General features: G+C 70.7%; 13 protein-coding genes. 7 read left to right on the top strand and 6 right to left on the bottom strand.

The window, feature by feature from the left end; all coding sequences use genetic code 11:
- The first annotated feature begins 47 nt into the window (after positions 1–47).
- Both IF67_RS0111785 and IF67_RS0111790 read left to right on the top strand, forming a co-directional pair.
- On the top strand, positions 48–674 hold the full coding sequence (locus IF67_RS0111785) for a DNA polymerase ligase N-terminal domain-containing protein (RefSeq protein WP_030984813.1): 627 nt from the start codon (positions 48–50) through the stop codon (positions 672–674).
- A 114-nt stretch (positions 675–788) separates the two neighbouring features.
- The gene (locus IF67_RS0111790) at positions 789–1,328 is read left to right on the top strand and encodes a cysteine hydrolase family protein (RefSeq protein WP_030984815.1); all 540 of its coding nucleotides are present in this window, start codon (positions 789–791) and stop codon (positions 1,326–1,328) included.
- Between the two features lie 31 nt (positions 1,329–1,359).
- Here IF67_RS0111790 and IF67_RS0111795 read toward each other — a convergent pair whose 3' ends face one another.
- On the bottom strand, positions 1,360–1,842 hold the full coding sequence (locus IF67_RS0111795; protein ID WP_030984817.1) for a DUF5709 domain-containing protein: 483 nt from the start codon (positions 1,840–1,842) through the stop codon (positions 1,360–1,362).
- A gap of 114 nt (positions 1,843–1,956) precedes the next feature.
- Positions 1,957–2,373 (bottom strand): DUF2795 domain-containing protein, encoded by a 417-nt coding sequence (locus IF67_RS0111800; protein WP_030984820.1) that lies wholly within the window; start codon positions 2,371–2,373, stop codon positions 1,957–1,959.
- Positions 2,374–2,644: 271 nt separating this feature from the next.
- Between IF67_RS0111800 and IF67_RS0111805 the strand changes: the two genes are divergently transcribed.
- On the top strand, positions 2,645–3,784 hold the full coding sequence (locus IF67_RS0111805) for a Vms1/Ankzf1 family peptidyl-tRNA hydrolase (RefSeq protein ID WP_030984823.1): 1,140 nt from the start codon (positions 2,645–2,647) through the stop codon (positions 3,782–3,784).
- Between the two features lie 101 nt (positions 3,785–3,885).
- On the top strand, positions 3,886–4,014 hold the full coding sequence (locus IF67_RS45710; RefSeq protein WP_267959187.1) for an LPFR motif small protein: 129 nt from the start codon (positions 3,886–3,888) through the stop codon (positions 4,012–4,014).
- 120 nt (positions 4,015–4,134) lie between these two features.
- Here IF67_RS45710 and IF67_RS0111815 read toward each other — a convergent pair whose 3' ends face one another.
- Together IF67_RS0111815 and IF67_RS0111820 are read right to left on the bottom strand one after the other, a co-directional pair.
- Positions 4,135–5,577 carry an MFS transporter gene (locus tag IF67_RS0111815; protein ID WP_030984825.1) on the bottom strand — a complete coding sequence of 481 codons (1,443 nt, stop codon included), beginning with the start codon at positions 5,575–5,577 and terminating at the stop codon, positions 4,135–4,137.
- Positions 5,574–6,521, bottom strand: a complete 948-nt coding sequence (locus IF67_RS0111820) for a nucleoside hydrolase (protein WP_030984827.1) — start codon at positions 6,519–6,521, stop codon at positions 5,574–5,576. Before IF67_RS0111820 ends, IF67_RS0111815 begins: the two co-directional genes overlap by 4 nt.
- Before the next feature lie 336 nt (positions 6,522–6,857).
- Here IF67_RS0111820 and IF67_RS0111825 point away from each other — a divergent pair, with 336 nt between their 5' ends.
- The 3 genes from IF67_RS0111825 to IF67_RS0111835 all read left to right on the top strand — a co-directional run bounded on the left by IF67_RS0111825 (position 6,858) and on the right by IF67_RS0111835 (position 9,738).
- Positions 6,858–7,877: a LacI family DNA-binding transcriptional regulator gene (locus IF67_RS0111825; RefSeq protein ID WP_030984829.1), complete on the top strand. Its 1,020-nt coding sequence runs from the start codon at positions 6,858–6,860 to the stop codon at positions 7,875–7,877.
- Between the two features lie 223 nt (positions 7,878–8,100).
- Positions 8,101–8,619 carry a lytic polysaccharide monooxygenase auxiliary activity family 9 protein gene (locus IF67_RS0111830; RefSeq protein WP_030984831.1) on the top strand — a complete coding sequence of 173 codons (519 nt, stop codon included), beginning with the start codon at positions 8,101–8,103 and terminating at the stop codon, positions 8,617–8,619.
- A gap of 171 nt (positions 8,620–8,790) precedes the next feature.
- A complete protein-coding gene (locus IF67_RS0111835; protein ID WP_030984832.1) occupies positions 8,791–9,738 on the top strand; it encodes a hypothetical protein in 948 nt (315 codons plus the stop codon).
- Between the two features lie 184 nt (positions 9,739–9,922).
- On the opposite strand, the gene IF67_RS0111840 is transcribed toward IF67_RS0111835, so the two are convergent.
- Together IF67_RS0111840 and IF67_RS0111845 are read right to left on the bottom strand one after the other, a co-directional pair.
- On the bottom strand, positions 9,923–10,345 hold the full coding sequence (locus IF67_RS0111840) for a DUF779 domain-containing protein (RefSeq protein ID WP_030984833.1): 423 nt from the start codon (positions 10,343–10,345) through the stop codon (positions 9,923–9,925).
- A gap of 226 nt (positions 10,346–10,571) precedes the next feature.
- Positions 10,572–11,123, bottom strand: a complete 552-nt coding sequence (locus IF67_RS0111845; protein WP_051817923.1) for a nucleotide triphosphate diphosphatase NUDT15 — start codon at positions 11,121–11,123, stop codon at positions 10,572–10,574.
- Between the last annotated feature and the right edge of the window lie 121 nt (positions 11,124–11,244).

The following is an 11,244-nucleotide window of genomic DNA, read 5'->3' on the forward strand; positions in this document are numbered from 1 at the left end:
GCGACAGTGAGAGATGCGGCCATCGGCACGAAGGGCAGGCGGGGCACGTGGGTGGCAAGGACGGGCTGACGCCGTACCGCGGGAAACGGCACTTCGACCGGACCCGCGAGCCACCGGGCACCCGGACGTCCACGGGCGAGGCGCCGTCCTTCGTCGTGCAGATCCACGACGCGAGCACCCTGCACTTCGACTTCCGGCTGGAGGCCGACGGCGTGCTGAAGTCCTGGTCCGTCCCCAAGGGCCCGTCCGCCGACCCGCACGACAAGCGGCTGGCGATGCCCACCGAGGACCATCCGCTGGAGTACCTCGCCTTCGAGGGGGTCATTCCGGCGGGGGAGTACGGCGGGGGCACCGTGATCGTCTGGGACCGGGGTACCTATCGCCCGCTGCCCGGGAAGAAGAAGGGCCGCACCCGGTCGTTCGGCCAGGCCCTGGAGGACGGACACGCCTCCTTCTGGCTCGACGGCGGCAAACTCCACGGCGGCTACGCCCTCACCCGCTTCCGTACCGGCGAGCGCCCCGGAGAACGGGAGGCCTGGCTGCTGGTGAAGGAGAACGACGACCGGGCCGGCCGGCGCGGTGCCCCCGACCCGCGGCGGGCCCGGTCCGTGCTCAGCGGGCGGACCCTGAAGCAGACCGCCGCCGAGGAGGCCGCGGGGCATGGAGCGGCCTGAGGGGCATGGTCAGCGGCCCTCCGGCATCCCTGCCTGCCACGCGGCGGTCGCTGACGCGGCCCGCGGGCGCGGTCCGGGAGAAGCCCGCCCAGGGCCGACGAGAGGAAGGCTGCCATGCCGGCAAAGGCGCTCATCGTGATCGATATGCTCAATTCCTACGAGCACGAAGACGCGGAGCTTCTTCTGCGGTCGGCGCGCCAGGCCCTGCCACACCTCGTCACGCTGCTCGACAGGGCGCGACAGCACGGTGTCGAGGTCATTTATGTCAATGACAACTTCGGCTTGTGGCGGTCACACCACGACGAACTCCTCGAAAACGTGCTGAGCAGCCCGCACGCCGACCTGGTGGAGCCGATCCGGCCGGACGAGAAGTCCCTGTTCGTCGTGAAAGTGCGGCACTCGATTTTCTATCAGACGCCGCTCGAATATCTGCTGCGCCAGCACGGTATCGACACCATCGTGCTCTGTGGCCAGGTGACCGAACAATGTGTGCTCTATTCGGCACTCGATGCCCATATCCGGCATATTCGGGTGACCGTCGTCGAGGATGCCTGTGCGCATATCCACAGCGATCTCGCCGCGGCCGCGCTGCACATGATGGAACGCAATATCCAGGCCCGTATCGTGCGGTCGGCCGACGAAGACATCTTCTGACGGTACCGCCGCCCCGGCCCGCCGGAGGGGACTAACCGCTCTCCGGCTCCCCGTCCCCCGCATTGTCCCGGGCGATATGCACCGCCGCCTCCTCCGCCGACGCGGCGCCGCCGTCTATGCCGACATCCCGGGCGGAAATGTCATTGCTGCCCCCGCGCCAGAAACCCTCGTCGGACCCCACGAGACGCCCCGCCCGCTCGTCACCGCATTCCAGGTCCGTGGGTTCACCGACCCCGCCCGGCAGGTCGCCGATACCGTCGCCGTCGGGTGCGCAGACGTCCGGTACCTCCACGGCCAGCCGATGGTCGAGCGTCTCGCGGTCGTGCAGTTCCTGCGCGGTGGTCCCGTCGTGATTCACCACGAAGGGCCGTTCCGGAGGCGAGTAGCCCGTGTCCAGCGTCTGATCGAGATCCGGCTCGTCCAGGGCGTCCTCCATGTCGAGGTCGTTGGGGTTGTCCTGGGGATCGGATCTGGGCGGCTGGTAGACCTCGTCGCCCATCGCGTCGTCGGACATGACCGCCCTCCCTCTTCCCGTCCGGTGGCCCGGCCGCGGGGTGCGGCTGGTGCCTGTACGACCAATTGTCCGCCTCCTGGTGCCTCGCGGCAGCGCCAGGAGGCGGAGCCGGGCTCAGGCGCGCCGGTGTTCGGTCGCGATGCCGACGGCCTCGGCGATGCTCTGCACATTGCCGAACCGCTCGTGTGCGGGCAGCCGCTCGGCCATGGCGACCAGCCGGTCCGGTGCGTTGTTCTGCCGAAGGGTCTCGATGACCGAGTTTTTGTCGGCCGGATACAGGCTTCGCCCGAGGTGCTGGGCGAGTTCGGAGCGCAGCCCGACGTCCTGCTCGGTCATGCCGTACGGCGTGCCGCCCCTGAAGTCGCTCTCGGGGGACCATGCCGCCACCGGCTGGTCCTCGCCCGCCGGCTGGAGTTCATGCTCCTCATCGGTCCGCAGGGAGCGCTCCGCCGTCATCTGCGCCCGCAGTTGCTTCTTCATGACGTCGTCCCGGGCGGGGCCGGTCTTGTCCGTGCCGTGTTCCATGACCATGGGTGCCTCCGGCTCTACGGGTCCCTGCCGACCCGACGCGTTACTCCCAGTTTCCCTGGTCCCTCAGCCCTAACAACCCGGCGGCGGCTGTTTCAAGCGTGCATACGGAAACCGTCCGGGCATGCGCGGAACGTGACGGCAGATGCATATGCCCGCCATGCATACGCCTTTCGGGAACGGGAATTCGTATGTCAGCCCACCACACACCGATGACAGCCCCTCGCACAACGGGAGAATCCGCGGAATCCGAGGAAGCCAAGGAGGCAGCACCATGCGACTCTCGCTCCTGAAACCGGTTATCGACCGGCCAGGCCCCTGGGCATCCGTCTATGCCAATATCCCGCAGAGCACCGAGGACGCCGCAAAACAACAAGAGTTGACGGCAAGTGCCACCACGGCGCAGTTGTTCGCGCTCGGCGCCGACGAGGCCACCTGTGGTGCGGTGCACGAGGCACTGCTCACGTGGCGCGGTGGCGAGAGCGGGGCGCACGCCGGGCGGGCGCTGTTCGCCGCCCACGGTGCGGTCGTGCTCGACACCCCCCTTCCCGGGCCCCCGGCCTTCCCCTTCGCGGCCTGGGGCCCGGTGCCCCGGGTCACCCCCTTGCTGGCGGCGATCGGCGACGACCCCGTCTGCCTCGTGGTCCGTCTGGACCGGGCCGGAGCGGACTTCGCGGTCCTCGGTCAACGGGGCACCGAGGACGCCGGCCAGGTCAGCGGTGCCGCCCGGCACCTCCACCGCACCTCGTCGGGCGACCCGTCCGAACGGAACTTCCGGACCAAGGTGGAGAACACCTGGGAACACAACGCCGCAGAGATCGCCGACGCGGTGCGCGAGGCATTCGAGAGGAGCGGCGCCGAGGCCGTCCTCCTGATCGGGGAGGCGCGGGAACGCCACTCGGTACACGACAAGCTGCCCGAACCGCTGCGCGCCCTCACCTACGAGAGCGAGCACGGCGGGCGTGCGCCCGGTGCCGAGAGCGCACTGGTGGACCGGGACATCGCCCAGGTCAGGGCGGTCCAGGAACGCGAACATGTCGCGCAGGTGGCGGACCGCTTCCGCACGGGCGCCGGGCCCGGGAACAAGAGCGCCCCGCACGCCGCCGCAGGCATCCCCGCCCTGGTCGAAGCGGCCCGGGAACACCGGATCGACACGCTGCTGGTCAGTCCGCACGGCGCGGACATCGCACGGCATATCTGGGTGGGCTCGGATGCGGACCAACTTGCCGTGCGCGGTACGGAGTTGACGTATCTGGGTGAGGAGCATCCGGTCGCCGCGCGGGCGGATGACGCCCTGGTGCGGTCGGCGGCCGCGACCGGCGCCGACGTCGTGGTGGTCCGTGACCCCGAGCGGGCGCCGTCCGGCGGGCTCGGCGCCATCCTGCGCGGAACCGAAAAGACGGCACCGGAGTGACCTGGTGACCTACTCTCCTTCGGCGGGCAGCCCCCGACCGATCGAACCGGCCGACGGCGACGCATCTCCCGCGTTGCCGGACGCCATGATGGAGGCTCAGAATGCTGACGGCGATCGCAGATGTTCTCAGGTCGATCGGTGGCGCCATCGCCACCGTCGTCACCCTGCCGTTCAGGGCCGTGGCCCGGCTCTTCGGCGGGGCCGCGGACACCGCACACGGACGCCACTGAAACGCACGCGGAGAGCGTGGCCTGCCGCACGGGCACTCCCGCGCACACTTCCGCCGACACACCGCCGCCCGCCGACCGGAATCCGGTCGGCGGGCGGCGGTGTGGTACCGGGCGGCTGCCTCAGCTCTCGGCTTCGGCCGCCACCGGCTTCGGGATCAGGAAGGACGTCGCGATGGCCGCGGTCAGAATGACCACGCCCGCGATCATTCCTGCGGTGTAGCCGCCGGCTGACGACGGGTCCGTCGGCGTGACGGCCGTCTTGACCGCGTAGAGGAGCGCAAAGCTCAGGCCCGCGCCGAGGTTGAACGCGCCCGCGTTGAGACCGGGCAGGAAGCCCGGGTTCTCGCTGGGGGAGAGGACGATGCCCAGCCCGTTGAGGACGATGTTGGCCACGCCCGCGTAGGCGACGCCCACCAGGATGGACGTCACCAGCAGCAGGACCTGCGAATGGCTGTGCATCGTGAGCAGCATCAGGACGACCGTCGCCACCGAGCCGACCAGGCCGAACCGCAGGATCCGGCCGTAGCCGAAGGTGGCGGCGAGGCGGCCGGCCAGCGGGCCCATGGCCAGCCCGGCGAGCGCGTACGGCGACAGCGTCCACCATGCGGAGGCCTCGGCGCTCATCCCGAGACCGGCCTGGGCGTCCTGGGCGAAGGCCGGGATCAGCCCGTTCATGACGGCGAACACACCGGTCATGGTGAGCACGGTGGTCAGCAACGTCGCCCACGTCGCGCGCTGCTTGAGGTGCCGGGTGGCGACCAGCGGGTGCCCGCTGCGGTTCTCGGTCCGCCAGAACAGGGCGAAGGCGGCCGCGGACACCACGAGGAGGACGGCGATCAGCGGCCAGTCGGCGGCGGCCAGCTTGCCCGCCTCGTTGAGCGCGGTCAGCAGCGAGCCGACGGAGACGACGAGCAGCGTGACCCCGGGCCAGTCCATACGGGTCGCCGCGGGCGCCTTCGACTCCGGGGTCAGGGTGGCGACCAGCACGGTGGCCAGGGCCGCGACGACCGCCATCGCCCAGAAGACCGACCCGAACCCGTGGTGGTCGGCGAGGTAGCCGCCCGCCAGGGAGTCGACCCCGGCGATACCGCCGTTGACCGCGGTGATCACGCCGAGCAGGGTGCCGTAGCGCTTCGGCTCCTTCACCTCGACCCGCAGCATGATCAGACACAGCGGGACGACCGGACCGCAGACCCCCTGGATGACCCGGCCGGCGAACAGCATCGGCACGCTGGTCGCCAGCGCGGCGACCACACATCCGACGACCATCAGGCCGAGCATGCCGGCCAGTACCCGGCGGCGGCCGATGACATCGCCCAGCCGCGGGAGGAACAGGGAGAACAGCGCCGCCGAGGTGAAGAACGCGGTCTGGGTGAGGCCGATCTCCGCGGAGCTGGCGCCGAGCGAGTCCTCGATGTTCTTCAGCGCGGGGCTGAGCATGCTGGCGTTGAGCTGGAAGGCGAAGCACGCCGCGAGCAGCGCCGCGACCAGGACGCCTATCCGGACGCCGGAGCCGCCGCCGTCCGTCACCTCGACGGGGCGCTGGGTGGTGGAAACGTTCATGCCTCGACGTCGCCGATCCGCTCGAGCGCGTCCACGACGAGGTTCCAGAACCGCTCGTGGTCGAGCTTGACCGCGACCTGGGTGGTGCAGTCGTCCGGGGCGGGCGCACGGAAGTCCGTCACGGTCATCCCGAGCGTCAGCGCACCGCGCAGCTCGATGTCCACCGGGGCCTTGCGCACGGTCATGACGTCCGGGTCGATCACATACGCGACCGCGCACGGGTCGTGGACCGGCGGGTGGTCGAAGCCCTGGTTCTCGCGGTAGGCCTCGCGGAAGAAGTCCAGCAGCTCCAGGACGAAGGTGGCGGGCCTGGTACCGACCGCGGCGATCTTCTCCTCGACCGCGGGGGTGGCCAGTGCCTGGTGCGTGAGGTCCAGGCCGACCATCGTGACCGGCCACTTCTCGTTGAAGACGATGTGCGCGGCCTCGGGGTCGATGATGATGTTGAACTCGGCGACCGCGCTCCAGTTGCCCTCGTGGTAGCCGCCGCCCATCAGAACGACCTCGCGGACCCGCTCCGCGATCCGCGGCTCCTTGCGGACGGCCAGCGCGATGTTGGTCAGGCCCGCGGTCGGGACGATGGTGATCTCGCCGGGCTCGTGGGACATCACCGTGTCGATGATCAGGTCCACCGCATGCCGGCGGTCCAGCTCGATGGCCGGCTCGGGCAGGTCCGGGCCGTCGAGGCCGGTCTCGCCGTGGATGTCCGGCGCCGTCTCGATCGACCGCACCAGCGGACGCGGGCAGCCGGCGGCAAAGGGCACGCCCGTGATCCCGGCGATGCGCGCCACGGACAGGGCGTTGCGGGTCACCTTCTCCAGCGTCTGGTTCCCGACCACGGTCGTCACGGCGACCAGCTCGACGTCGGGATTGCCATGGGCCAGGAGCATGGCGATCGCATCGTCATGCCCCGGGTCGCAGTCGAGGATGATCTTTCTGGCCAACGGAGGAGCCCCTTTGCTCTGCTGCTCGGAAAAGCGGTGATGTGTGCGGGCCGACATGGGCTCCGGCGCACAGCGCGCCCGGCGGTCACCCATGGTGAGCCCGGGCGTGGGGTCAGCCGACGGGCGAGCAGCATGGGAAAACGTTCTCCGGAAACTTGACGCATGGACCGGCCGGTTGTCAACGGTTCAATCTCTGGCCTTCCGCCCCTTATCGGGATGAAGGGTGGGTGGCGCGGCCGGTGAATCCACGTCCTGTGGGACAACGATTGCCAGGCGTTCAAAGGGGCGTATGCTCCCTCCGGTTCGGGTGGGCCGAGCGAAGGGAGCCGGGAGACGGTGGCCGAAGTCACGTTGAAGGATGTCGCGCTGGCGTCGGGCTGCTCCATTGCCACGGTCTCCCGCGTCCTGGCCGGCACCCGTCCGGTCGGCGCCGAGACCGCCCGCACCGTACGCGAGGCGGCCGAGCGGCTGGGCTACCGGCCCAACCATGTGGCCCGCGCCCTGCGCAGCCGTTCCACCGGCACCGTCGGACTCGTTCTGCCGCAGATCACCAACCCGTTCTTCCCCTCCCTCGTCCGGGAGCTGGAGCACGCCCTGCACGCCGAGGGGCGGGCCGTGCTCCTCGCCGACTGCGACGACGACCCGGTGACCGAGGCGGCCCGGATCGGCGCGTTCCTGGGGCGGCAGGTCGACGCCCTGCTTCTGATACCGGTCGACGAGCGGCGCAGCCGGGAGGCGGTGGCGAGCGCGGCCGCCCGGGTGCCGCTGGTGCTGCTGGACCGCGGATGCGGCCCCGGCGTCGCCGACTCCGTCGCCGTCGACAACGCGGCGGGCATGGCTCTCGTTCTCGATCATCTGGCGGCCACCGGCCGCCGCCGCCCGTGCTTCGTCGGCGCCGCCGGTACCGCGTCGGCGGCGGTCGAGCGGCGCGCGGCCTACGAGGCGGGCGCCGGGGCGCTGGACCCCACGGCCCCCGGCCGCATCGAACTCGGCGACTTCTCGGTGCAGTGGGGCCGGGCCGCCGTCGACCGTGTCTGGCCGTCCCGGCCGGATGCCCTGATCTGCGCCAACGACCTCATCGCCGCCGGTGCGCTGCAACGTCTGCGGCAGTTGGGCGCGGACGTACCGGGCGAGGTCGCCGTCACCGGGTTTGACGACATCCCGCTGGCGGGGCTCGCCGATCCGGCGCTGACCACCGTCCGCCAGCCGGTCGGCGAACTGGCCGCCGAGGCCGCCCGTCTGCTGAGCCGGCGCCCGGCCGGAGGGGAGCCGGGACCACGGCACACGGTCCGGCTCGCACCGCAGCTGGTCGTACGGGCCTCCAGCGCACCGGTCGGCGCCCCCTCGGCCCACTGACCGCTGCCTCTTGGTCCGCTGACCGCTTCCCCGTGGGGGAGTATCGGAGCGGCTCCGCAACTCTTGACCGTACGCGGTCAGCGAGTAAAGTCTAGACCAATCAGCACACCCTCGCGTCATCCACCCCACACTCGACGAGGCCTCCCGGGGCGGGCGTTCGGCGCCGTCGGCGGCGTCGGGTCCGCCGTTCTCGCGTGGCGGTCTCCTTCGCGAAAGGGTTGTCATGCACAGGAAAAGAAGGCTGGCCCTCGCCATCGGGGCGGGCATCGCCCCGCTGCTCGTCGTCACCATGCCGGTCAGCCCGGCAAGCGCGCACGGCTATGTGTCCTCGCCGCCGAGCCGGCAGGCGCAGTGTGCCGCGGGCACCATCGAGTGCGGCCCCGTCAAATGGGAGCCGCAGAGCGTCGAGGGGCCCAAGGGGCTGACCAGCTGTAGTGGCGGCAACAGCCGGTTCGCCGAACTCGACAATGACGCCAAGGGCTGGAAGGTCACTCCGATCGGCAGCTCCCAGTCCTTCAACTGGAGACTGACGGCCCGTCACTCCACCAGCACCTGGCAGTACTTCGTCGGCGGGCAGAAGGTCGCCGAATTCAACGACGGCGGTGCCCAGCCGCCCGAGACCGTCTCGCACACCGTCAATTTCGGCTCCCTCAAGGGCAAGCAGAAGATCCTCGCGGTCTGGAACATCGCCGATACCGCGAATGCCTTCTACGCCTGCATCGACGTCAACATCGGCGGCTGAGCGTCTCCCCTCGGTGCCCGCTCCCTCGCCCCTCCCGGCACCACCGCCCCCGTCTCCCTTCGCCGGTCACAGCCGTGAGCAGCCGAGCGGCAGGGCGACGAGGGCGGTGAGGCACCCGTTACGATCGGCCCATTCAAGGCCGTTGTGCGTGGCCGCTGCCGGGAGGAAGAGATGGGCCTGTTCCGCCGAGGACCGAAGCGGGATTCCCGCGAGCTGGCACGTGACGGGGAGTTCGGCTTCTTCTCCGAGCGCGAAGGCGGCGTCTTCAGATCACAGGTCCGGCAGGCCTTCGCGGAACAGGGACTCGAAGTCACCGCGTACGCGGGGGTGGTCACCGACTCCGCGGGCCGGCAGTTCGGCCTCGGCAACCTCGCCGCGGTGTGCCACCGCGACCGGCGCGGTGAGCGCAGCTGGCCCGCGCTGATCCGGGATCACGTCGGCAAGGTGCTCCGTACGATGGACGGCCCGCAGCCGCTGGAGATCCTCAGCGCGGACGAGATCCGGGCCTGCCTCTACCCCCGTGTGGTCGCCCAGGAGACGCTGCCCGCCTCGGACTCCTTCCGTTATGGCCGTGCGCCGGCACCGGGGCTGCGGGAGGTGCTCGCCCTCGATATGCCCGAGGCGGTGCAGATGTTGAGCGAGGACTCGCTCAACGACCTCGGGGACGTGGCCGAGCTGCGTATCCGGGCGATGAACAATCTGCGCGCCCTGCCGGTCGAGGGGCACGAGACCGTCCGGCGCGGCGACGGTTCGGCGTTCGAGGTGCTGCTCGGCGATTCCTTCTTCACCGCGAGCCGGGTGCTGGTACTGGACGAACTGGTGCAGCGGCTCATGGGCACCGAGCTCACTCCGGACGGTGCGCTGGTCGCCCTGCCCTTCCGCCACCAGCTGGCGTTCCACCGCATCCACGATGCCCAGGTCGTCCCGGCGTTGCAGGCCATGGCGCAGTTCGCGGCGGCCGGCCACGAGGACGCGGCGGGCGCCATCAGCCCGAGGGTCTTCTGGTGGCGCCGGGGCGTGATGACCCCGCTGAGCGAGCTGGACGGCGGCGGGCTGCGGGTGGTGGCGGATGCGGACTTCCAGGCGATGCTGGAGCGGTTGGTGCAGGACGAGGCCTGAGCGGCGCCGCACCGTCCGGGCGCGCACACCTCGCACAAGATTTTCTTGCGAAATATTCACCATGAGGGAACCTGCGGCCCCCTCCACCCGTTATCACTGGTGAGGCCCCACGCTCTCCCCCGTGCGTGGGGCCTCACTATGTCTCCGGGCCGGTATCTGTGAGCTCCGGCCCGCCCGCTCGGTCTCAGCCGTCGAGCCCTGCGCGCTCCTCCTCGGTGAGCAACCGCGAGCGGATCAGGAAGCGGACGCCCTCCGGCGCTTCCAGGGAGAAGCCGCTGCCCCGCCCCGGTACGACGTCCACCGTCAGATGGGTGTGCCGCCAGCGCTCGAACTGGTCGGCCGACATCCAGAACCCCACCGGTTCCGGTACGCCCTCCACGGTCAGCCGGGCCAGCAGCACATCCGACGAACCTGTGCGGAATTCCCCGGCCTGGTAGCACATGGGCGCGCTGCCGTCACAGCAGCCGCCGGACTGGTGGAACATCAGCGGGCCGTGCTGATCGTGCAGCAGGCGCAGCAGTTCCGTCGCCGCCGCGCTGAGTGCGATACGCGAAGCGTCCTCCGGGGCGGCGGCCCCGGCAGCCTCCTGCCCCTCGCCGCCGCCCATCAGATGTCCCCCGGCTTCTTCGCGCAGCAGCTGACCAGCGGGTTGTCGGTCTCTTGTCGGTACACGTGCCGTTCCTCTCTTGACCGGCCACAACGGACGCCGCCCCGGGACGGCGGCGAACCGGCCCGGACGGGGCCGGATCGTGGTCACCGCGCCGCCACAGAGGCAGTGCCCCAGTTAACTCCCTGCAACGTTGCGCGGTGGTTGCACATGAGGGCGGGAACTGTCAGACGCGGCGGCTCCCGTCGGCGTCCGGTGATTCCCGGCGGTCGTGGTGCGACAGAGGCGCCGCAATGCCGAAGAAGTGCGGCGGCGGTACCTCGATGTCCAGGTCGGGGCGCCAGGCCGCGAGGATCTGGGCGGAGGGCGTGAACAGGGGGCCCGGCAGGCCGGCGGGGTCGTGCCACTGCCAGTCGCCGACGTTATCGGGCTCGGCCGGGTAGGGCGTGCCGGTGTAGGCGGTGACGAGGGCGGCCATCGTGATGCGGTGGACGCCCTGGACGTCGTCGTGCAGCATCGCGAAGACCCGGACGGCGTGCGGCTCGGCGTGCAGGCCGGTTTCCTCGTGCAGTTCCCGTGCGGCGGCGGTCGGCACACTCTCGCCCGGGTCGATCTTGCCTCCCGGGAGTTCCCAGGTCCCGGCGCGGTGCCGTCCGATCAGGACCTGTCCCTGAGGGGCGAGGACGATGACGCCCACGCCGAAGGCGGCCCGTGCCTCCGGAGGCCGGCTGTTGCGCGGCCGGCCGGTCACCGTGCCTCGAGTGGTTCCGTCCGTCATGCCGGGCCTCCTGGAGTCCGTCCGGTGAGAGGGGCAGCAGCGTATGCCGTCGGCGGCGGTACGCGCGCGGAGTACCCGCCTCCCGTGACGGACCGCAGCATTCCGCCCGGACACACGTCTC

The sequence above is a fragment of the Streptomyces sp. NRRL S-1813 genome (assembly GCF_000719605.1).
Taxonomy (GTDB): domain Bacteria; phylum Actinomycetota; class Actinomycetes; order Streptomycetales; family Streptomycetaceae; genus Streptomyces; species Streptomyces decoyicus.

Bases quoted from the DNA above. Each gene is read 5' to 3' on its own strand.
- IF67_RS0111790 (WP_030984815.1), top strand. From the start codon at position 789: ATGCCGGCAAAGGCGCTCATCGTGATCGATATGCTCAATTCCTACGAG.
- IF67_RS0111795 (WP_030984817.1), bottom strand. From the start codon at position 1,842: ATGTCCGACGACGCGATGGGCGACGAGGTCTACCAGCCGCCCAGATCC.
- IF67_RS0111800 (WP_030984820.1), bottom strand. From the start codon at position 2,373: ATGGTCATGGAACACGGCACGGACAAGACCGGCCCCGCCCGGGACGAC.
- IF67_RS0111805 (WP_030984823.1), top strand. From the start codon at position 2,645: ATGCGACTCTCGCTCCTGAAACCGGTTATCGACCGGCCAGGCCCCTGG.
- IF67_RS45710 (WP_267959187.1), top strand. From the start codon at position 3,886: ATGCTGACGGCGATCGCAGATGTTCTCAGGTCGATCGGTGGCGCCATC.
- IF67_RS0111815 (WP_030984825.1), bottom strand. From the start codon at position 5,577: ATGAACGTTTCCACCACCCAGCGCCCCGTCGAGGTGACGGACGGCGGC.
- IF67_RS0111830 (WP_030984831.1), top strand. From the start codon at position 8,101: ATGCACAGGAAAAGAAGGCTGGCCCTCGCCATCGGGGCGGGCATCGCC.
- IF67_RS0111835 (WP_030984832.1), top strand. From the start codon at position 8,791: ATGGGCCTGTTCCGCCGAGGACCGAAGCGGGATTCCCGCGAGCTGGCA.
- IF67_RS0111840 (WP_030984833.1), bottom strand. From the start codon at position 10,345: ATGGGCGGCGGCGAGGGGCAGGAGGCTGCCGGGGCCGCCGCCCCGGAG.
- IF67_RS0111845 (WP_051817923.1), bottom strand. From the start codon at position 11,123: ATGACGGACGGAACCACTCGAGGCACGGTGACCGGCCGGCCGCGCAAC.